Here is a 23,465-nt window from a genome sequence, read left to right as displayed (position 1 = left end):
TTTTTCCTTCATTTAATTATTGCCATAATTATGTGTTATATAAAACAGGAGGTGGAATGAAGTATCAATTTAAGAAAATTTCTATTGCTGAACAAGTTAATATTTACGGTGGTAGTATATTAGCAGTCGTTACTGCTGTAGCTCCGATTGTATTTGCAGGTATAAGTACAATAGCGAATGTAGTCAAAATGTTTATGTCATCATCAGGTGAAACAAAAGTTGGAAATAACTCGATTAAATGAAACGATAATAATCAAAAATCAGAATCTGCAACTCAATACAAAACAATTTATTTAAGTTATTAAGCCCAGGGGTAAAAAATGCTTTTATTTTAGTATTTTTGTACTATAATGACATTGTTACTTTTTGTAACCATTCTGAACGGGTCTTCAAGTATATTTATTATCACCCTTAAGATGAGCCACAAAAAACAGGAGATTAATAGACATGTTAGCTATTATTGAAACTGGAGGCAAGCAAATTTTAGTCAAAGAAGGACAAACAATTTTCATCGAAAAAATTGAAGGTGAAGAAGGTTCAGTTGTAAAATTTGACAAGGTTTTACTAGTTGGTGAAAAAATTGGTAAACCATATCTTGAAAAAGCATATGTTGAAGGAGTAATCCAAAAACAAGGCAAAAGCAAAAAAATCATCGTATACCGTCACAATGCTAAATCTACACACAAAAGAAAACTAGGACATCGTCAACCATATACACGTGTTGAAGTTAAAAAGATTGTAGGGTAATAGAAAATGGCAAAGACAAAAGCTGGTGGATCAACTAAAAACGGTCGTGACAGTCGCGGCCAAAGATTAGGCATCAAGCTAGGTGATGGTCAATTCTGTACAGCAGGGTCAATTATTTTCCGTCAAAGAGGAACAAAAATTTTCCCTGGTACTAATGCAGGTATTGGTAAAGATGACACAATTTATGCTTTAATTACAGGATACGTAAAATTTGAAAAACGTAGAAATCGTACATATGCCTCAGTATATGAAACAAGAGTTGTTACACCTAAAAACAACTAAATATAAAAAAACTGGTTTTCCGGTTTTTTTATATTCATTTAATTGAATTTTTATACAAATTATGAAGATTTTTTCCTTTTTTATAGATTTTAGAACTTTATGGCTTATAAACTATGGAGGTTAAAATGAATGAATTATTAGTATATCTTTCCTATGTAAATAAAGGAAACAATTATGAAATTTTTAAAGACTTAGTCAAAAAAAGAAAAGTGGGCGAAAGTCATATAAAGCAAGTTCTCAACATTTTAGAAAAAAATAATATTAAATATATAACTGTTTTTGACGACCAATACCCTGAAGAATTAAAACTTTTAAAATATTCTCCTTATGTGCTTTACTACAAAGGTAAATTAAGTTTATTGAACCGAAAAAAAATCACTTTAACAGGAGATTTGGATAATGAAAGAGTGAAATCTTTTATTAATAATTCCTTGAATAAATTCATGTCGGAGTTTGTGTTAGTTACTAGTGATTTTACTAAAATTGATCGTGAAATAGCACAACTATATCAGTCAACTAATAAAGGAGTAATACACGTTTTAGTTAGCGGTCATGATTTTATAGATATTAACGCAGAACTAAATAATTCTTTATATATTTCTCAATATCCGCCTTATGTTAATCCAAAATATATAAGATTTAAAGAAAGAAATATATTGATTGCCTCAATTAGCAAGTTTTTGGTAATCTATGGTGCAAAACAAGGGTCCGGGATAATTAATCTTGCAAATAATTTTGTAGATTTCAATAAAGAAGTTTATTGTTATCCAGGCTTAAACATCGATGAAGCAACAAATTTTTTAATAAAAAACGGCGCAAATTTAATTACGCATGTAGCTGATGTGATTGATTATTAATTTAAATTTAAAAATCCTAAAAATTCAAATCTGGTAAAAAATGTGTTTATTAATAGTGCAGAAAGTAAATAAAAACCTTATTTTAGCTTAATAATTAGACTTAAAAAGCGTTTTTTAGTATATAAAATTTAATTTACAAAAATAAATATAAAAGTTTTATTTGTAATTATAATATTCATATGAACGATCAAGGGAAAATTACTAAAAAATCTGAACCATTAGCGGTCAGAAAAGTTAATCAAAAAATTAAAGAATATAAAATGGGGGCTCACGCCTATAACCTTGAAAATCCTCACGAAAAAGATGTTAAACAAAAAAGAGTGCAACAATATTTCATTAGAACTTGCTTCATGTTTTTAGCAGCATTCATGTTTAACTTTGGAGCAGTAGTGTTTCTTCAACGTTCAGAAACCATTCCGTCAGGACTATCGGGTGTGCCAATGTTGATTTCGTTGATTTTTCATCAAACGAAACCATTTTTTGGTCTTATGTATTTAGCGTGCAATATTCCTTTGTTTTTTATTCTGTGAAAAAAAACAAAGTTATCATTTAATTTACACACATTAGAATTCATGATTTTTCAAACTTTAATCAACTTTGTGTTAACGGGCGGTAATGAGGGCAATACTGTTGCAGATTGATTTCATAATGTATTTAATGTTGCGCCGGGTTGAGAAAGAACTGTGTTAATCGATGGTGTACATTATGAAAATCCGGTAACATGACCAATTTTAGCTAACGGGTTAATTGGTTCCCTGTTTGTTGGTATTGCTATTTCTCTGGCATGAAAATCGGGCGGTTCAACAGGCGGAACCGACATTGTTGCTTACTTTTTTTCAATGAAAAAACAAAAGAGTGTTGGAGGGATATTAACAATTGTATCGCTTGCCACATCAATCACATTTTTAATTATATTTGCATTCGCTCAACCGCACAATGAATCGATTGTTATAGTTTATAAAAAAATTGGGGATAATCATTATGTTACTTATATTAGTTCAGGCAAACGTGTAATAATCGGAATGAGAGAAATCACTTCATTTGTTTATATCGCAGCTGTTAACGGCTTAATATCTGTGCTTTATCCTAAATATAAAAAAGTGAATGTTGAAATTTCTTGTGTCAAATCATTTGACAAAGTTATGCAATATTTTAACGATATCAACTACTGACACTCTTATTCAATTTATGCGACAACAAGCGGATATTCTGGTGAAAAAGTTTACAAAATTAATACAACGATGTTGTTATTAGAAACTAAAAATATTATTCAAGATTTAAGAGTTATTGATCCTAAAATATGAATAAGCATTAAACCAATATTAAAAATTCACGGTAACTTCAATACACGTTTCGTTGATGATAATTAAAAGGCAGATTAAGCCTTTTTTTATTTAAAAAATGCGCTTGAAGCGCATTTTGGTATTTATTATTCGCCATCTGGAATATCTAGTTCAACTTGTTCATCATCCACAAGTTTTTTAGCTTCCGCTAATTCTAGACTGAAGAATGTTGTAATTCCACGGTTTTGCATAGTTGCACCAAATAGAGAGTCAACTCTTGACATTGTTCCGTGACGGTGTGTAATAACTATAAATTGAGTTTTTTCTTTTAACTCTTGTAGATATTCAGCATATCTTACGACATTAGCTTCGTCAAGCGCCGCTTCAACCTCATCTAATATACACAATGGAAGTGGGCGAGCTTTCAGAATACCAAATAGCAATGATATTGCAATCAGAGATTTTTCTCCACCAGAAAATAATTTAAGGTTCGCAATGTTTTTTCCTGGAGGTTGAGCTTTAATTTCAATACCTGATTCCAATATATCATTAGGGTCAGTTCAATATAATTCGGCGCGTCCACCACCAAGCATTGTGGCAAAAACTTCGTTGAATGGACCATTAACATCGTTAACAATGTTCACTAATCTAGTGGTAATAACTTTATCAATGTCAGCAATAGCATTTTCAAGAGTTTGTTTAGCTTCAGAAAGTTCCCTTTCTCCTTCGGCTAACTTATTGTATCTTGCTTCTTCTTCAATTAATGTTTCAAGAGATTCAATATTAACTGAACCTAATTTATCGATTTCTTCTCTTAGGGTTCAGACAAAGTCTTCTGCATCTTCTTGATTCATAACTAAATTGTATTGTTCCGCAGCGGCTTCAAATGTCATTTTATATTGACTTGCTAGACGCTCTCTTGATTGATCTAATAGCATCTTAGATTTATCTTTTTGAGTCAGTTTTTGAGCGAATGATTGAATTAATTTATTAAGAGTTGAACTATAGTCATTTTTAACAATGTTTAGTTGGTCTAAATCAATGGTTAAACTTCTAATTCTTTTTTCTTTTGCGTTTAATTCTGAAAGTAAAGTTACTTTACGAGTGTTTAAAAGTTCTACATCAGCTTTAGAATTTGCTAATGAAGATTCTTTTTCTTCGCTTAATTCAACAATTCGAGCGTTTAAATTCGATAATTTTAGATTTAACTCATCTAAAGTGAATTGTTCATTAACTTTTTTACTTTTTAAGGTTGAAATTTCATTTTGCAATGATGTTGCTAAATCAAAAGCTTGTTTTCTTTTGTTTTTAACTTCATTTAATTTAGTGATAGCCAGTTGTATTTGAGCATTTAATCCTGGAATAAGTTTTTTTAGTTCTTCAATTTTTTCTTCGAATCCTAATAAGCTTTGTGTTTGAACTTTTGCTCCACCAACAATAACACCACCGGCTCTTATTGTATCGCCTTCTAACGTTACAATCATATAACGACGTTCAAGTATGTTTGAAATTTTATTGGCTTGCTCGATGTCAGATGCTACGATAACATTGCCAAGTAAGAATTTTTTAAGTATTTCGTACTCAGGAGCAGAATATACCAATTCAGATGCTACGGCAACGAAACCGGGATGACCTTGAACTGCAAGCAAATGATCGTCTCTAACAGATTTTGGTTGAATTGATGAAAGAGGGATAAAAGTTGCACGACCACCATCGTTTTGTTTTAAGAAGTTAACAGCTTTAACAGCGGTTTCGGATTTATCGACAACTAAATGTTGTGCTGCGCTGCTTAAAATAACATCAATAGCACGCAAGTATTCATTATCAACTTTAATTAAATCAGCAACAGTACCCTTTAAAGGTTTTCCAAAGTATGCTTTATTTTCCAAAATAGTCTTGGTTCCTTTATAAAGCATCGTGTTTCCTTCGCGTTGTTGTTCTAAAACGTGAAGATGAGTTCTTACCTTAACTAGGTCGCTATCCTTTTTATTTTTTTGAATGTTCAATAATCCAACTTCTTCATCAAGTTTTGCGATTTCTACGTTATTTTCTTGATATCTTAAATTTAACACTTCCATTTGTCTTTCAATATTTTTAATATTTCCAGTGTGTTGTGTTGCTAATTTTTGAAAAGCTTTAATTCTCTCTTCGACGCTTACTTCGATTTCGCCTTGAGCAATCAATCTTTCACGAGCGGTTTCCTTTGCTAAGACTAAGTCAATGTTACGAAGTCTTTCTTCAACTTCTTTTAATTCTTTGCTTAATAGATCAGCATTTTTTTGTTCTTCAATTCTAAATCCAGTATTTTGTGAAATTTTAGCTTCGGCTTCCTTGATTCTTTCTTCAAGGTCAATTTTGGTTTCAGAAACTCCTTCAAGCTCTTGAGTTAGGCTTTCATATGTTGCACCGTAAGTTTTAATATTATGAACTAATAAACCAACTTCAACTTCTTTTAATTCTTCTGTTTTAGCAATATAAATTTTTGCCTTCTCGGCTTGTTTTCTTAAAGGTATTAGTTTTCTTTCGATTTCAGCAATAACTAATGTTATTTGATCCAAACCTTCTTGAGTTTTTGCTAACTTGCTTAAAGCTTCTTTTTTCTTGAATTTATACTTTGAAACTCCGGCAGCTTCTTCAAAAATTGCTTTACGTTGTTCTGGTGTTGATTGAGCAATATCTGAAACTGTCCCTTGAGAAATAATAGCTAAAGAAGATTTTCCAATTCCTGATTCCATAGCTATTTCCAATATGTCTTTTTGACGACATTCTTCACCGTTTAAATAATATTTATTTGTGCCGTTACCTCTTTCAAGAACACGGGATATTGTAAATATTTCATGAGGTATTGAATTTTGACCATCTTTATTATCAAATGTTAATGTAACTTCTGCACGATCCAGTGGCTTTGCGGTTTGAGAACCTTGGAAGATAACATCATCCATTTTATCTCCCCGTAATTCTTTAGCACTTCTTTCCCCAAGAACCCATCTTATTGCGTCATTAATATTAGATTTACCAGAACCATTAGGACCAACGATTCCAGCCACTCCTCCATCAAATCTTAAAGAAATTGGATCGGCAAACGATTTAAACCCGTGGGCTTCAACTTTTATTAATTTCATTTTTCCTCCGTTTTGAATAATTCAAGGTTATTCATCAGTATTAGCAAGTTTTGATAATGCATTTTTAGCAGCTTGCTCTTCTGCTTCCAACTTGTTTTTACCTTCACCTTCACCATAAATGTTGTTATCATGTATAGCTTTTGAGTGAAAAGAATTTGAATCATTTTGAGTTGTATTATAAGTCACTGAATTTCTCGAAAATGATTGGATGTATTCTTGGAATAATGTTTTAGAGTCTTTGAGATTAGACTCATCTATTTTTGTTTTAAATAATGTTTGCTGTAAAAAACTATTTACTTTTTGCAGACCTTGATCTAAAAATAATGCTCCTATAAACGATTCAAAGATATCCGCTCCAACTTTTACTGATTTTAGAATTTCTTCGTGCATTAATCCAGGTCCGGTTAGAAGAAATTGTTTAAGGTTTAATTTTTCGCTTAAATTATTGAGACTTTTAGTTGATACTAATTTAGTTCTCATTAGTGATAAATTTCCAGGGTTACTATTTTCATATTCTCTATATAAATATATTGAGGATAAGAATTGTAGAATTGAATCTCCTAAAAATTCCATACTTTGATAATCTTCGAGTTGTTTATTTTTATTGGTTTTGGCATAGCTTGGGTGGGTAAAAGCAACAGCATAATATGACATTTTTTTAGGTAAAATTGAATATTTGTTTAAAAATGCAAAAAATTCTTCTGTAGCTTTTTTATTCATTTAAATCCTTTACAGATTCTTTTACCTTGGTTAGAACATCGTTTTCTAACGCAATTTTAATTTGATTCAATGCTCCGGTGTATGCTTTATCATCACTACTACCATGTGATTTTATTGCGACACCATTTACTCCAACAACTCATGCAGCCCCAACATTTCTGTAGTCTAATGTTTCTGCAACGTCATTGAATGCGTTTTTTGCTAGCATGTAGCCTAATTTTCTTATTGGTGAAGCCAATATCTTGCTTTTTAATAATGATTTAAAACTTAAAATTGCTCCCTCAAGACTTTTTAAGACTAAATTACCACCATAGCCATCAATAACCGCAACGTCACAAACCGCATTCAGTATTTCGCGTGGCTCTCTAAAACCAATGTAATTTATTGTTTTGGATTCATTTAACATTAAATGCGCTTGCCGAATGATTTCCAAACCTTTATTATCCTCGGTACCAATATTTATCAAACTGACACGAGGTGTTTTAATTTGCAACATAATTTTTGCGAAAACATTCGCAATGTTGGCTCACTCAACTAAATATTCAGGTTTAGTATCTATATTTGCACCGACATCTAACATTAAGAATTTTCTTCCCGTTATAGTAGGCATTATCGGCATAAATGCTGCTCTTGACACGTTTTCTAAACGTTTTAGTTTAAATGTATTTAAAGCTAGATACAAACCGCTATTGCCTGAACTTAAAACAGCATCAGCTTTATTATCTTTAACTAATTCAATAGCGATATTCATTGATGTTTCTTCGTGGAGCGAAGCTCTGATATTTTCAGGATTTAAAGCAATTTTATCATTGTCTATTATTGAGATATTTTGGGGTTTTTCTTTAATGCCAGGTACATCAATGTTTCGAATTTCATTTTTGGGCCCAACTAAAATAATTTCAAAATTTGGGTTTTGTAAAGCAAATTGATACGACGCGACGACGCCGGCTTTTATTCCATTATCATTGCCGTTTATATCAAATGCTATCGTATATTTTTTAGTTTTATCAGCCATAATTATTCAAATCCTATAATGAAGTGGTAATTTGGTTGTGCTCCATTTACGATTTCTACCTCTACATCATAACGGCTTTCGATAAAGTTTTGAATTTCGTTCGCATCCATTTCAGAGATGTCATTCCCATAATAAATAGTTATTAATTCATGATCTGGTTTAATTGTTTTCTTTAGTAAGTCTTTAGTTGCCTCAATGTATGAGGGTTGACAAGTCACAATTTTATGATCTGTTAAACCAATAAAATGTCCTTCTTTAATCTTTACATTGTTTAGTTTTGTTGTTCTTGTGGCTTGTGTTATTTCACCAGTTTGAACAGTTTTGATAGCTTCAGTTAATAAATCTAGGTTTTCTTCTGCGCTTGATTCGTGATTGAAGTTTAACATCGCACTTATGCCTTGAAGTTGGCTTCTTGATTGAATAATATAAACATTTTTATTATTAATTATTTTACCGGCTTGTTCAGCTGCTAGGAATATATTTGAGTTGTTAGGTAGAACAAAAACATTTTTAGCATTAACTGAATTAATCGCATCAACAATATCTTGAGCAGATGGGTTTTGCGTTTGACCGCTTTCAACAATTGCATCACAACCTAATTCCTTCATTCTTGAAATAATTCCATTACCTAGGTTACATGAAATAATTGCGCATTCTTTTTCGTCCTCATCACTTGAACTGATAATTACGTTTTTATTTCTTGCTTGCTCAGCTTGTAAGCTCATATTCTCTGATTTAATTTTGATGAATTCCCCATATTTTTGACCAAAATTCAATAATTCACCAGGTTTTAATGTGTGGCCATGAACTTTTACAATTTCGTTATCTTGTACAACAACTAAACTTGTAGCAATTTTGCCAACAGATTTTTCGAATTGAGTTTTTTTGAATTCGTCTACTTCATTTAATTCAATAATAAACTCTGTACAATAACCGAATTCACCTTCGTATACTTCACCATTTTGAATAAACGAATCTGATGATGAATTATTTTCTACGATTTGAACTGGTTGTCCTTTTAAGAATGAATTCATTCCAGCGATTATTGAGTAAAAACCTTCTCCGCCAGAGTCGGTTACGCCAACCTCACGTAAAATTTTTAATTTATTAGGTGTGTTATCACATGATTTTCTTGCAAATTTTTCTGCTAATTCAAAAAATACCTCGAATGTTGTTTTCTTGTCTACAATTTTTTCTAGCTCTTCGGTCGTTTCTCTAATTACGGTTAAAATTGTACCTTCAATTGGTTTTAACACTGAACCATATGCTTTTTCGGTAGCTTTTTTAAATCCATTTAGCAGTCCTTCGACATCAACGTTTGTTTTGCCTTCGAACGCCATTGAGAAACCTTTGAAAATTTGACTTAAAATAACTCCCGAGTTTCCACGAGCACCAAATAACATACTTTTACTAAATTTTTGAGAAACTAATCCCAAATCATTTGAATCGCGGTTAATACCATCTATTGCTGATTTAACTGTCGATGACATATTTGTCCCTGTATCTCCATCTGGGACCGGGAAGACATTCAAGGCATCGATTTTATTTTTATTATTTATTAAGTTGTTTGCACCTGATAAACACAGATCATAGAAAATTTTACCGTCTAATTTATTAATCATTATTTAGACCTCCTATAAAAATATTTAGTTTTCCTAATTTTTGGTTATTCTTTCTAAGAGCAAATCTTAGCAAAGAATGTATTGATGACACAATATTTTTGCAATTACTATTTTTAATTAATGTTATAGTTGCGGTAAAATCCCATGTCGTATCATATTGATTTATTATGACGCATTCAGGACATTGATTCGTCTCATCTTGCTTGCATTGAATACTATAGACACCCGGCGTAGATTCCAAAATATCTATAAAAATCTTGCTGACTTCTGATTTATTCACGTCGCCTCCGTTTTATTAAATTAATATCTTAGCTTTAGAGTTGAATCTTAATTTAAAACTAAGTTTTTATATTATATAATTAATTTAATTAATTGGAGAAAATTATGGCCGAAACAATCGAAAAAGTTATTGTAGTTAATATTTCGGATTCTCCAACAGGTTCATTAGACGGACTTGTTGATTTTTTTGGTCCCGATGGCCCAATCAGGCTATTGGCAAAAGGGATTAATAAACCGGAATCAAAAAACAGAGCTAATTTATTATTGGGTTCGTGTGTGGAAATTGAATATTTTAAAGCGAGACAAAAAGGTTCAATCGGAAGGCTAAAAAAATCAACAACATTATACTCACTAGATTATTCAAATAACTTGAACTTAGTCTTTTTAACTAGATGTTTAAAAATCGTAAAATCAATAAAATCCAAATCTTTAGCAGTTTATAATGCATATTTTCAAATTATTCACCGACTAGGTGAAGGATTAAACAGGAGATTATTGTTATTTATTCTTGCACAATCACTGAATTATTATGGTATTGCCCCAATAACGACAAAGTGTTGTGTGTGCTCTAGTTCATTTAATTTATGTGATTTTAGCTATTATCAAGGTGGTTTTTTATGTTCGAAACACAGTGTAAAACCAAGATGAAACAAAGAACTAAAATCAATTTATTATTTGTTTAGTGACCTAGAAAAATTCTTAGCTATATCAAACGATGCAATAGTAAATTATTTATATGGTGAATTATTAGATCATTTGCATAATAACGGGATTTCTATTAATTTTTAAAGAAATTAATTTTACTAATACACAGATTTTCTAGTAAAAAAATAAAATCATGAAACTCGATTACTGAATTATTTTTGTGTTAATGTTTCCTTATTTAATGTTTTATATATTACCTATTAATTGATTAAAAGGTATAATATAAAAACTTAATTAAATATAGAAATAAAAGGAGATATTTATGAAAATAGGATCTAGTTCGGTTGCTATTGAAGCAATCAAAAAACACAAGAATATTATCATTTTTCATCATGTTCGTCCTGATGGGGATTGTTTAGGTTCTCAACACGGATTAGCACAAATGATTAAAGATAATTTTCCTGACAAAAATGTTTTTACACCTGGCGATAATAATGATACATACAATTTTATGAATTATCAATTTGACCCTGTGGAAATTATTGATTTCAACGATTCGTTAGCAATTGTTGTTGATGCGTCAAGTTCAGATCGTATTCAAAACGGTGATTTATTATTAACTGATAAATTTACTGCTAAATTAAGAATTGATCATCACCCAAACGGCAGTGATGTTGAATATGATTATCTTTTCGTTGATGAACACTATGTTGCGGCAGCGGAACAAGTAGCACAAATTGCTTTCGATGCAGGTTGAAAAGTTAGTGAAAAAGCTGCTAAACATACATTTTTAGGAATAGTTACTGATTCTGGTAGATTCATGTATGCAGACACATCACCTAGAACGTATAGATTGGCCGCATTCCTACAAGAACAAGGAGGAATTGACCCTTCTCAATTACACAGAGAACTAGCAAGAAGAACTGTAAAGGATATTAAATATTCTGGATACATTCTTTCTAATTTTAAAAAACAAGGAAGAGTACTTTATTTCTTAGCAACTAAAGCTGTTCAAGAAGAATTTGGTTTCAATGATCTTAAAGCTGCAGTTTCAGTAAATGAATTAGCAAATATAGAAGATAACGCATGTTGAGCATTTTTTGTAGAACAATCAGACGGTTCAGTTCGTTGTAGATTGCGTTCAAATGGACCATTAGTTAATGAAGTCGCTAATAAATATGAAGGTGGTGGACATGCCAATGCTGCCGGATGTACAATAAAATCATTTGATGAAGTCGACCAAGTAGTTCGTGAATTAAATGATGCAATTACAAGATGGGAGGCTAAATAGTGAAAATGCAAAATACTGGCAGATGACAAGATGCCGCAAAAAAAATTGAGGAATATGACTCAATCGTAATTTTTCATCACGTTCGTCCTGATGGGGACTGTTTAGGAAGTCAGTTTGGCCTTAGAGAATTATTGAGAGAAAATTACCCTAATAAAAAAGTTTATGCTATTGGAAATTCAAACGGTTTATTCAGTAATTTTTTGAATTTAGATTTTGATGAAATTCCGTCAGATGAAATTTTGAAAAAATCACTTGGTGTTGTTGTAGATGCAAACCAAAAGGAAAGAATTTTTAATCGTGAAGTTTTGGACAAAAATTTATTTGCTGAAACATTAAGAATTGACCATCATCCAAATGAAGACGATTTAGATAAAGTTACTGTTTGATTAGAAGAAAACAGAATCGCGGCTGCAGAAATGATTGCTGAATTAGCATTTCAAATGAAGTGAAAAATTACAGAAAAAGCCGCAAATTTTGTCTTTCTTGGAATAGTTACTGATTCAGGTAGATTTCAGTTCTCTGATACATCTGCAAGAACTCACGAATTAGTTGCGCACCTATATAAAAATAATTTAAATGCAGAAAAAATATTTTTAGGACTTGCACAAACAACTTTGGAAGACTTAAAAGTTCAATCAGCTTTAATGTCATCATTAAAAACCAAAGGTCAAGTTGCATATATTCAAGTTGATTACAAAACAACATTGGGTTTAGGAAAAAAACCTAACGATATGGCTCGTCCAAATATGATAGGTAATATTAAGGGATACCCAATTTGAGTATCATTTAATGAAGAAGAAAGCGGCATGATTCGTTGTGAATACCGTTCAAACGGACCAATTGTTAGAAACGTAGCTTTAAAATGAGGCGGCGGCGGACATGACCGTGCTTCAGGTTCGATGATTTCAACCTTTGATGATGTTGAAAAAGTTATCGATGACTGTAATGAAGAAGTATTACGTTGACAAAAAGAAAATAAATAGGAGTTATTATGGCAAAATTTAATCGTATTTTTATGATTGTTACAGACGGTTTAGGAATTGGTCCTGATCGCGATCAAACAGCATTTGGTGATAAAGGGGCTAACACCATTTTATCCGCTTCAAAAAGCGCAATGTTTTTCATAGATAATTGAAAAAAACTTGGTATTGGTAACGTAACCACATTGGAAGGAAATTACCATGTACGTAAACCATTGGCATACATGTCAAGAATTCAAGAAGTTTCAAATGCTAAAGATACTTTAGCAGGACACTGAGAAATGATGGGTATCAAAACATTAGTGCCATTCCCAACATTCACCGAAAATGGATTTCCAGAAGACTTGGTTGCTGAATTATCAAAAGCATTTGATGGACGCAAAATTATTTGTAACAGAAGTGGCTCTGGAACAGAAATCATTGATGAATTTGCTCAAGAACAAAAAGAAACCGGAGCAATTATTATTTATACTTCAATGGACTCAGTTTTACAAATTGCTGCTCATGAAGAATGAATCGGATTAGACAATTTATACCGTTATGGTAAAGCTGCCAGAGAAATTTGTTCATCTAGACCAGAATGAAATGTTGGTAGAATTATTGTTAGACCTTTTATTACAGATGAAAACGGAAAATACAAGAGAACATTCAATCGCCACGACTACGCAAACCAACCACGTGAATTGATTCTAAATGATTTACAAAGAGCTGGTGTTGAAGTTGTTGCTGTTGGTAAAATTAATGATATTTTTGTTGGCCAAGGCGTTTCAAGAGCTATTCACTCAGATGGGGATGCTCATGCAATGGATATAACAATTGAAGAAGCAATGAAAGACACAGTAGACAAATTTGTTTTCACAAACTTAGTTCAATTTGACTCACACTATGGACACCGTAGAGATGTAGATGGTTATGCTTCAAACATTGCTTTATTAGACTCAAAAATCGGTGCTTTAATTAATGCAATGAAAGAAGACGATTTATTGATTATGACATCTGACCATGGGAATGATCCATTATATCCTGGATTCAACCACACAAGAGAAATGCTACCTTTAACTATATTCTCTAAATCATTTAAATCTCCAAAAGTGTTAAAAGATGTTGAAGGATTAGGAACAACCGGTAACATAGTCGCAAGAAACTGAAATTGTCCAATTGTTACCGAAACAGGTGATGATATCTTTGATCAATTAGTTTAATTAAATTTTCTTTAAACACGTGCAAAACGTGTTTTTTGTTTATTATACAGAGTGGTTTTCGTGATAAAATACTCCCAACAAGGAGGAATATGAATAAAACTATTTATTTAGCTGGGGGTTGTTTTTGGGGGATTGAGGCCTATTTTTCAAGAGTACCCGGAGTAATAGATTCAGTTTCTGGATATGCAAACGGATTAGATAAAAATGCAACATATAAAAATTTAAAAAATACATTACATGCTGAAACTGTGAAAGTTGTCTACGACTCAAATTTAGTATCTTTGGGAGAATTATTACTGCATTTTTTTAGATTGATAGATCCTGAATCTTTGAATAAACAAGGAAATGACATTGGTACACAGTATCGAACCGGAGTGTATTACACCGAAGGGGAAGATATTACAATTATCGAAAAAATATTTGCACTAAAAAGAAGAATATTTAAGAATTTTTGTGTTGAACTAGCACCACTAAAACATTTTATTTTAGCAGAAGATTATCACCAAGATTATTTGGAAAAAAATCCTGGCGGTTATTGCCATGTGAATTTAAACACAGATTATAATCTTGATGACAATGAAAATAAAATCTTGAAACAAATAAACAATGAGCTTGCTTTATCCGAATTAAGCTTTGAAGTTTTAAAAAATAACGCAACAGAAAGACCTCATACATCAGAATTGAATAAAGAATATAGACGAGGCATTTATGTTGAACAAATTAGCGGTGAAGCATTATTCTCGTCAAGCGATAAATTTGACGCAGGCTGTGGCTGGCCTAGTTTTTCTAAACCCATTTCAAAAGGAAGTGTTGAATATTTAGAAGATAATTCGCATAATATGGTGCGTACAGAGGTAAGATCTGGTGAAGGAAACAATCATCTTGGCCACGTGTTCAATGATGGCCCAAAAGACAAAGGCGGATTAAGATATTGCATTAATGGTGCAGCATTAAAATTTATTCCATATGAAGAAATGGACGAAGCGGGATATTCAGAATATAAAAAATATTGTGAATAAAAACAAAAACCGGTGTGTTATTCCCGGTTTTTTAAATTCAGCAGATTATTTCTATAATCTCTATAATTATCAAGTGTTCCATATTTTTTAATATGAATTCTGTCCTCAATTACTGTAGTTAAAAATATAAGGGCATTAAAAATCAATAACATAATAACCAACATTGTTCGACCAACTACCAATGAAATATAGTAATTATGCGCTTCAGCAATTGTCATATTTTTTGCTAATGAATAAGATTTTTCATCAAAACCAAAGACCATTAAGAAGTCAGCAATTGGCACAATTGTTTGAGCCAACATTGCCAGTCCGACAAAAATCACCGTGACATAGGCAAAGAAATTGAAAAAGCGTTGTTTGTGTTTTATTTCTACTTTATTGGTTTTTTTATTTTTTATTGCCCCAAGTATCGCAAATGCGATAAAAACAAAAGTAAATACAGTTATTCAGTTTGCTATTAAATCTGTAAAAGCATACAATCTGGACATTGCCTTAAATGAGTCACTACTATAAATTAAGTAAGACTCATTAACCGGAAGATATAATTGAGCACCGATAATAGTGAATATAATATTTGAACCCAAACCGATTATTAATGAGTATATTACGCCAAAAACTGGTTTGTTTGGATTTAGTTTTCCAATAGATTTTTTTCAAAATGGTAATTCACCCTCGGCTAGTAGTGATTCAATAAATCTTGGCATCCACATTGCGAAACCATTTATTATCCCCATAACACCAATTGCAATTGTAATATTGATTAAACCAAAAATAATTCGACCGGTGGTTACGCCCATTAAGTTCTCAATATAACTTCTCATATTGGTAAACGACCCACCATTAATTGACATTGAAATAGCAATTGCTACATAAATAATTGTTACAACAATTAATCCCAATGATAAAGCTAATGAAGTTTTTTCAGGTCGTTTCATTTCACTCTGCATTCCGGCTGCAATATAAAAACCATCATAAGCAAAAAAAATTGCTCCAACTGATAGAAATACCCCGATAAATCCTCCTAAACCACCATACTGAATAAATGTGCTACCCGTTTTAATATTAAATTCATGCTGTTTAATTCCTAAACTTATTTCGCTTACACCGCCTTTGCCAGTAAAAGCAAGAGTAAAACCAATTAGGGTAATAAAAACCAGCGGTAAAAATTTAATACATAGAACAACGATATTGTGTGCACTACCGATTTTTGAATTTAACCCAGGGAGTAATAAGAAATATAACCCCATTAATGTTGTGATTGAAAGTCATATAAGCCAGTCATAATTCGTACCAAAGGTTAAAGCTTGTTTATTTGCTAATGCTCCAGCCCCGTCTTGAATTGCCATTATTACATACACAGGCATATAAAAAAATGTTAATGGTAAAGTTAGATAAACCATGAAATTTTTGCTTGCTTTATAAACTCATCTTGAATTAAAAATTCTATTTCATCCTATTATTGATAAATTATCATTTTTAATTCCCGCTATTTCTGTGAGTGCTAAAGCCATTGAAATAACTGCAAATGAAGCAATAATTCAACATACAATGGCTAAAATTAATGAACCTCTCGAATTTTGTAAGACTTCTTCAGATTTAAAGAAAATTCCGGCCCCAATTGAACTGCCCATTACAATCATCATTGAACTAAAAAAACTAATTTTTTTCTTAGTTGATGTTTTAGTGTATGTTTGTTTATTACTTACTTTGTTCATTGAGCACCTCGCATATTAGTTTGAATTATACCAAAAACGATTTTTTTGAAGTTAGGTTATTTTTAAACGATATTTTTTACTTTTATGACTATAAATTCAATATTTTGGGTAAAAAAAAGAATAATTTATTTCCTATATTTATATTTGGTATTTATATTAGAGTATAATAATTAAATATATATAAGGAAGGTTAATATGATTAAAAAGATTAAAGGCACAAGAGATTTATCTCCAGCTGAAATGAATATCCAAGAATTCATAAGAGCAACATTTATTAAGGTTGTTAGAAATTACAATTTCAACTTAATCGATACACCAATTATTGAACAAGCTCAATTATATAAACGTTCGGTAGCGGGAAGCGACATCGTTAAGAAAGAAATGTATGAATTTAAAGACAAAGGTGATAGAGAAATTGCATTAAGACCCGAAGGGACTGCTGGTTTCGTAAGAGCTTTAATTGAAAACAAGTGATATGCAACTTTAAAAACCACTAAGTTTGCATATTTTGGTCAAATGTTTAGATATGAGCAACCACAGAAAGGACGCCAGAGACAATTTTACCAAGCTGGCGTTGAATCGATTGGGGAAGCTAACGTTTACACAGATGCTGAATTAATTATTTTAGCGCATTCTATATTGCAAATTTTAGGATTGAGTTTCATACTGAAAATTAATTCAATCGGTGACTTTGAATCGAGAAATAATTATCAAAAGGAATTAAAAAAATATTTAGAGCAATATCAAGACCAATTAACGGAAGACTCTAAAGCTCGTTTAGAAGGTAATGTTTTAAGAATTCTAGATGACAAGGTTGATGGAAATAAAGACTTTGTTAAAAAAGCGCCAAAAATTAATAAATTTTTATCTGAATCAAGTAAAAATCAATTCCAAAAGTTGGTTCAAATATTGGATGAAGCAGGAATTAACTACCAGATTGATTACTCATTAGTAAGAGGTCTTGATTATTATGATGAAACTGTTTACGAATTCGTTTCTACTGCTCAGAATACCGGGAGTCAATCGACGTTGATTGGTGGAGGTAGATATTCTAATTTAATTAAAGAATTAGATGGACCAGATTTATGCGCTAGCGGTTGAGGGTTTGGTGTTGATAGAACTGCTGAAATTTTAACTGAGCAAAATTTAGAAATCAATAATGATGATGTTGAAGTTGTAGATATTTTGATTGCTTCAACACAGGAAAAATACTTAACCCCTTTATTTTGTTTATCAAACGAATTAAGATCCTATGGCATCAAAATTGAATACTTAAAAGATGTTTCAAAAAGTAAAAAGATTTTTGATAAAGCCAAAAAATTAGGCGCAAAATATGTTATTTTAGACGATTTGTTCGATAATAATGAACTAATTGTTGTAAAACACATTGAGACAAATGACAGGATTTACTTTTCATTAACAGAAGAAGGATTTGTGGATTTACTAGATTTCCTAGCCGAATCTGGATTGCAAAGTGTACAAGACTTAGAATTATTTCTTGAATAAATACATAGGAGAAACAAATGAGTAATAAAGCAAGCCAAAATATAGAAACATGAAAAAACGATTTACTTGACTTAACATACAGAAATAAAGCGTTGAATTATTCACTAAAGACATCAAAAACGCAATCGAAATTAGAAGTTATTTGTCCAGACTTAAAAACAATATTAGATTACGTTGGTTCTGAGAAGATAGAAATCGCTAATTTAAGTTTTGATTCTGAGTTTAATGAACAGCAAAAAAACTTAAAAATAGTTAAATTAGATGATGTGATAGACAAAATTGGCGCTTGCAAACCCAATACTCTTTATTCAAACGTTGACTACGAAGACCAAGCAATAATATTGAAAAAGATTAACAAAAAATATCTAGATTTTATTGATCAATATTCAATTAATACATTGTTTTTAAGTTTTGGTCTTTTAAAGTGAAGCGAAGCAGAAAATAATACTTCTATTTCCGGGTTTGTTTATTCACCCTTAATGTTTCTTCAAGCAAATTTGAAATCAAAGAATTTAAAAAATCAAACACAGTATCATGTGCTTTTTGATGATGAATTTACTTTAACTCCAAATTTAGCACTAATCAGAAAACTTTCAGTTATTTATGGTATTAATATAGATATTAATGCTATTGATAACTGTGAAAATAATTACGCTAAGTACAATAATTTTGTTGAACAACTAACAACTAATTTTAGAAGTAATGATTGGCAAATAGATAACCGCATATTTTTAGATACTTTCAGTTTTTCAAAAATCAATATGTATGTCGATTTAGATGAAAATGAAGATAAAATAGTTGAAAATGAATTTATTAAGGCACTTTCAAATGAAGAAAATGATGGCATCAATGATTTTGATATTATCAATGAAGACAATGTTGAAACTAAAATCGATATTAATGAATACTATCATGTTCTTGATTCTGACTCATCACAGGAAGTTGCAATTCAATCTGCAATTCAAGGAGAAAGTTTCATTTTGCAGGGTCCTCCAGGAACTGGGAAGTCACACACAATTACAAATATCATTACTGAATTATTAGCCAGAAACAAAAAAGTTCTATTTGTGTCAGAGAAAAAAGCGGCTTTGGATGTTGTTTATAATAACTTGAAAAAAATACAATTAAACGATTATGTTATTCCTATTCATAGTTTAGATTTAGATAAAAAAGCAATTTTGAAGGATTTGGATGACACTCTTGAAAAAGGTAAACTGAATTATCAAGTTGCAAGTGATCCAATATCTAAATTTACTAATGATTATCTAGCCATAGTAGAGAGACTTAAAAAATATGGCTGAGAACTTTTAAAATTAAGAGCGCCTTTAAATAAAAGCTTATATAAAATGATTGGAAATTTTTATAAATTCGATAAGGTTTCAAATCTACAATTCAATATCAATAATTTTCTAAATATTGATTCTGAAAAGCTAGATGAATTAAAAATTAATATTAAAGAATTACAAGATTACATCAATCATTTTGATAAAAACCCAATTTTGAATGTCTGATGAGGGCTAAAATTAACTAGGTTAAGCGAAATCGAAAAAGAAAACTTCTTTTCACTAATTGAAATTATTGGTCGAAACATTGATGTTGTATATTCTGACTTGACAAATAATCATAAATTTATTACGTTTAATGATGTCTCTTATATTAAGAATATCAAATTTCTTTTTGAATTATTCACTCATTTAATGAGTATACAAGGAAAAATTGATACATCTGTATTTCAAATAAACAATTATGACAATGAAATAGCTCAATATTCAAATATGACTTTAAATCTAGAACAAAAAATTAAATTATTAGAGAAAAACAAGAATATTTTTAGAGAATCAATTATTTCGGAAAATATACTTGAATTTGAAACAATTTTTAACAAGTATCATAACAAGTCATACAGATTCTTAGTTTCTAAGTGGCATAAAGCTAAGAAAATTATCAAAAAACATTTCTTGACCAAAGATAAATCAGTCATTGAAAATGTTCTACCCGATTTAATTGAATTAAAAAGATGTGAAAATAATTTTTGGAGTTCTTATAATAATTCTAATTTCAAACCCAAAAACAAAAATTTACAATATTTACAATCTATATATAAAATGATTGTCTTTGCTTCAAAAACTAAACTTTTTTCTGCAATTTCTGATTTTTCAATAGATATACAAAAAATGGTTTATATTTTTAATGAAGACATACGCTATAGAAATGAATTATTGAACAGTTTAAACAAATTGAAAAAGTTTCAAGATGATTTCAAGAGAATTTCAGATGTTTTTGACGAAAATATTGCTAATTTCGATTCATTAAGTAAAAATGATTTAAAAATAAAATTATCTCAATTTGCTGTTTATAAAGACGATTTTACTTCAATGTTATCCCTTGTATCTTCAATCAATAATATCAAGAAATATTCGTTAGATGATTTTGTTGAAAAAGTGTTAAATGGCAATTACAGAAAAAATCTTTTTGAAATATTTATGAAAAGATTTTACAAAATATTAATAGATCATTTTATTAATGAGTGCTTTGTTGATTTTAATGGTTCTAAACTTGAAACCTTAAGAGATAATTTTATAAATGTTGAAGCGAATGTTCAACAATTAGCAAGAGCGAAAATTATTGCAAATTTAAACAACAATATTCCAAATGCTTCAGGTTTGGGTTCCAAAAATCTTGAGGTTAAAATATTGAAGTCTGAAGTAAATAAATCAAGAAATAGAATGTCCTTTAAAAAATTGTTTGAAAAAATACCAAATTTAATGTTGCAATTAAAACCTTGTTTAATGATGTCTCCCTTATCTGTTAGTGCTTATTTAAAAGATAGTGATATTTTGTTTGATACAGTAATTTTTGATGAGGCATCACAAGTCAGACCGGAAACCGCTATTGGTGCAATTAGCCGCGCAAAACAAGTTATTATTGTGGGTGATTCAGAACAATTGCCGCCAACTAATTTCTTTAACACAATAGATCAAAACGATTATATTGATGTTGATGATGAAAATGATATCTCGGTTAAAGGTTTTGATTCAATCCTTGATATGTCTAATATTGTTTTAAAAACCATTAAATTAAGATGACACTATCGCTCACTTTATGAAAATTTAATTTATCCTTCAAACAAGGAAATATATCACGATTTAATAACATTCCCTTCATTAACCGAACCAGGTAAATACGAATCAATTAATAAAATCAAAGTTGAAGGCGTGTTAGTCGACCGTAAAAATGAAGTGGAAGCTGATAAAACTGTTGAAATTATCAAAGATATCATTGATACATACGGTTCTAATGTTACACTAGGTGTTGTGACCTTTAATACCGAACAACAGTTATTGTTAGAACGAAAAATCGAGAAATTTAAGCAATCTAATCCAATGTATAGTAGCTTTTTTGATCGGGATAAAGAAGACCCATTTTTTGTTAAAAATATTGAAACTGTTCAAGGCGATGAAAGAGAATTCGTTATCATAAATTCAGTTTACGGTCCTGATGAAAATGACAAGATTTCTATGAGATTTGGTCCTATTAATCACGATAATGGCTATAAGCGTTTAAATGTTGCCTTTACACGCGCAAAAAGAGGCATAGTTATTATTACTTCATTGGACGCTAGTGATATCGATTTAAATAGAACCGACTCAAGAGGCGTTAAATTTCTTAAAAAATATTTAGAAATCGCAGAATATGGTATCGACAAAACTGTTGATTACGTAAATGATTTTAATTCTTTTGATTCGCCTTTTGAAGAAGAGGTTTATAGAGAATTAACTAATGCCGGATATAAATTAAAAACTCAGGTCGGGTGTTCAGGATTTAGAATTGACTTAGCTGTTGTTGACCCAACAAACCCAAATAGATTTATCCTTGGTATTGAATGCGACGGAGCAACATATCACTCTTCTAAAACGTCTCGTGATAGAGATAGATTAAGACAACAAGTTCTTAATAGTCGTGGTTGACAAATTCACAGAATTTGATCTACCAGTTGATTTACAAATAAAAAAGCAGAACTCAATGCTATATTAAAAAAATTGAGCGACATTAAGAATGGTAAGGATCATCCATACAATATTCCGTCTAAAAACTCGGAAATTGCCTCGAATTCATTTTTGAACGTGACCGAGAAACAAAACTTAGAATTAAATTTCGATGTACTTCCTGAGTTCAATAACGAGCAAATAGCCGAAATAGTTAGAAATTATCACATATCAAACTTTGCATCTTCAATAGATCTTTCCCATACACTAATAAGAATCGTTAAAGATTTATTGGTTAAATATCAAGTTATACACTCGTCTATAGTCAAGCGAATATTGACTTTCTTATGCAATCGTCAATCATTTACTTCATTTGTCAAAAGATTTTATGATTCATTCCTTAGATACTCAAGCGATATAGCTCATTTGAATGGAGAATTCTTCATACATCCCAACCTAAACTGTGAAAACATCACCTTCAAAAAAGGTGAGACCCAAAGATCGCGCGAGACCGTTCACTATTATGAATATGTTCATTTGGTAAAAACTATATTGCAAATGGTTAATTCTATTGAAAAAGATTCATTAATTAGAATTATTAGTGAGCAATTAGGTTACAAATCTCTAAATTCAAAAAACAAAGAATATTTTAATAAAACCTTAGAAGATTTAGTTGATAACAATATTATTACCAATCAAGACGATGTTTATCATCTTAATTAATAAAAAAACACCCCGAATGACGCACATGTCTCGGAGTGCTTTTTTATGCGGCATAAAGCAAGAAAACCGCATAGGTTTACGTGTTTCACTTTCAGGATTGTTGGTACCATTTCGTGCACAATCGGATATCTTCACGTTTCCAATCGCGTTTAAAATTTATTTAAATTTAATTTTCACTAATAAAATTTGAACGAACCCGACCAAGTCAAATTATTAGGATGATATATTATGCGCTTTGCTTTAGAAAGGCATTAGAAAATTGCGACGATTTATAAACAAATATACTATTAATGAAATATAAATAAATTGTGTTTTTTGAATCTTGCTGGTATAAACACGACTTTATTTTATAATTCCAACAAATTTGTGATAATTATTTTTTATAATTTATTTCATTTCATAATGGTAATGTTTCCAATCTTACAAAAATGTGGATATTTTGCAAATTTTTATGAGTTAAACAAAAAAATG

The 23,465-nt window shown here is 30.6% G+C and carries 18 protein-coding genes; 12 read left to right on the top strand and 6 right to left on the bottom strand.

Features of this window, described 5'->3' with window-relative positions; genetic code table 4:
* Positions 1–56: 56 nt before the first annotated feature.
* The 5 genes from KQ878_RS02730 (at position 57) to KQ878_RS02710 (ending at position 3,256) form a co-directional block, all read left to right on the top strand.
* On the top strand, positions 57–305 hold the full coding sequence (locus tag KQ878_RS02730) for a hypothetical protein (protein ID WP_216505602.1): 249 nt from the start codon (positions 57–59) through the stop codon (positions 303–305).
* A gap of 142 nt (positions 306–447) precedes the next feature.
* On the top strand, positions 448–747 hold the full coding sequence (gene rplU / locus KQ878_RS02725; protein WP_171111059.1) for a 50S ribosomal protein L21: 300 nt from the start codon (positions 448–450) through the stop codon (positions 745–747).
* Positions 748–753: 6 nt separating this feature from the next.
* Entirely contained in the window at positions 754–1,029 is a 276-nt protein-coding gene (gene rpmA / locus KQ878_RS02720) for a 50S ribosomal protein L27 (RefSeq protein ID WP_216505603.1), read from the top strand.
* A 125-nt stretch (positions 1,030–1,154) separates the two neighbouring features.
* Entirely contained in the window at positions 1,155–1,886 is a 732-nt protein-coding gene (locus KQ878_RS02715; RefSeq protein WP_216567894.1) for a DNA-processing protein DprA, read from the top strand.
* 179 nt (positions 1,887–2,065) lie between these two features.
* Positions 2,066–3,256 carry a YitT family protein gene (locus KQ878_RS02710; RefSeq protein WP_216567893.1) on the top strand — a complete coding sequence of 397 codons (1,191 nt, stop codon included), beginning with the start codon at positions 2,066–2,068 and terminating at the stop codon, positions 3,254–3,256.
* 59 nt (positions 3,257–3,315) lie between these two features.
* Here the strand turns inward: KQ878_RS02710 and KQ878_RS02705 are convergent, their stop codons facing one another.
* The 5 genes from KQ878_RS02705 to KQ878_RS02685 are packed head-to-tail and all read right to left on the bottom strand — an operon-like array spanning position 3,316 to position 9,928.
* Positions 3,316–6,291, bottom strand: a complete 2,976-nt coding sequence (locus tag KQ878_RS02705) for an SMC hinge domain-related protein (RefSeq protein WP_216567892.1) — start codon at positions 6,289–6,291, stop codon at positions 3,316–3,318.
* A gap of 27 nt (positions 6,292–6,318) precedes the next feature.
* Complete coding sequence (rnc, locus tag KQ878_RS02700; protein WP_216505607.1) at positions 6,319–7,011, bottom strand: ribonuclease III; 693 nt, start codon at positions 7,009–7,011, stop codon at positions 6,319–6,321.
* Positions 7,004–8,026, bottom strand: a complete 1,023-nt coding sequence (gene plsX / locus KQ878_RS02695; RefSeq protein WP_216505608.1) for a phosphate acyltransferase PlsX — start codon at positions 8,024–8,026, stop codon at positions 7,004–7,006. Before plsX ends, rnc begins: the two co-directional genes overlap by 8 nt.
* 2 nt (positions 8,027–8,028) lie before the next feature.
* Entirely contained in the window at positions 8,029–9,648 is a 1,620-nt protein-coding gene (gene fakA / locus KQ878_RS02690) for a DAK2 domain-containing protein (protein ID WP_216505609.1), read from the bottom strand.
* Positions 9,641–9,928 carry a hypothetical protein gene (locus KQ878_RS02685; protein WP_216505610.1) on the bottom strand — a complete coding sequence of 96 codons (288 nt, stop codon included), beginning with the start codon at positions 9,926–9,928 and terminating at the stop codon, positions 9,641–9,643. The genes fakA and KQ878_RS02685 overlap by 8 nt, the downstream gene beginning before the upstream one ends.
* A gap of 104 nt (positions 9,929–10,032) precedes the next feature.
* Here KQ878_RS02685 and recO point away from each other — a divergent pair, with 104 nt between their 5' ends.
* The 5 genes from recO to msrB all read left to right on the top strand — a co-directional run bounded on the left by recO (position 10,033) and on the right by msrB (position 15,064).
* Complete coding sequence (gene recO / locus KQ878_RS02680; protein ID WP_216505611.1) at positions 10,033–10,716, top strand: DNA repair protein RecO; 684 nt, start codon at positions 10,033–10,035, stop codon at positions 10,714–10,716.
* 178 nt (positions 10,717–10,894) lie between these two features.
* On the top strand, positions 10,895–11,863 hold the full coding sequence (gene nrnA, locus KQ878_RS02675) for a bifunctional oligoribonuclease/PAP phosphatase NrnA (protein ID WP_216505612.1): 969 nt from the start codon (positions 10,895–10,897) through the stop codon (positions 11,861–11,863).
* Between the two features lie 5 nt (positions 11,864–11,868).
* Entirely contained in the window at positions 11,869–12,846 is a 978-nt protein-coding gene (nrnA, locus tag KQ878_RS02670) for a bifunctional oligoribonuclease/PAP phosphatase NrnA (protein WP_216505613.1), read from the top strand.
* 8 nt (positions 12,847–12,854) lie between these two features.
* Complete coding sequence (locus tag KQ878_RS02665; protein WP_216567891.1) at positions 12,855–14,045, top strand: phosphopentomutase; 1,191 nt, start codon at positions 12,855–12,857, stop codon at positions 14,043–14,045.
* A gap of 89 nt (positions 14,046–14,134) precedes the next feature.
* Complete coding sequence (msrB, locus tag KQ878_RS02660; protein WP_216567890.1) at positions 14,135–15,064, top strand: peptide-methionine (R)-S-oxide reductase MsrB; 930 nt, start codon at positions 14,135–14,137, stop codon at positions 15,062–15,064.
* A 17-nt stretch (positions 15,065–15,081) separates the two neighbouring features.
* Here the strand turns inward: msrB and KQ878_RS02655 are convergent, their stop codons facing one another.
* Entirely contained in the window at positions 15,082–16,779 is a 1,698-nt protein-coding gene (locus KQ878_RS02655) for an APC family permease (RefSeq protein ID WP_216505616.1), read from the bottom strand.
* Positions 16,780–16,974: 195 nt separating this feature from the next.
* Between KQ878_RS02655 and hisS the strand changes: the two genes are divergently transcribed.
* Positions 16,975–18,285 carry a histidine--tRNA ligase gene (gene hisS / locus KQ878_RS02650; RefSeq protein WP_216567889.1) on the top strand — a complete coding sequence of 437 codons (1,311 nt, stop codon included), beginning with the start codon at positions 16,975–16,977 and terminating at the stop codon, positions 18,283–18,285.
* A 17-nt stretch (positions 18,286–18,302) separates the two neighbouring features.
* On the top strand, positions 18,303–22,994 hold the full coding sequence (locus KQ878_RS04415) for a PDDEXK-like endonuclease domain-containing protein (protein ID WP_216567888.1): 4,692 nt from the start codon (positions 18,303–18,305) through the stop codon (positions 22,992–22,994).
* The last annotated feature ends 471 nt before the right edge of the window (positions 22,995–23,465 follow it).

Origin of the sequence: Mycoplasma zalophidermidis (genome assembly GCF_018913985.1) — a bacterium.
Taxonomy (GTDB): domain Bacteria; phylum Bacillota_I; class Bacilli_A; order Mycoplasmatales; family Metamycoplasmataceae; genus Mycoplasmopsis; species Mycoplasmopsis zalophidermidis.
The sequence above is the reverse complement of the archived record's forward strand: the minus strand, read 5'-3'. Positions and strand labels throughout refer to the sequence as shown.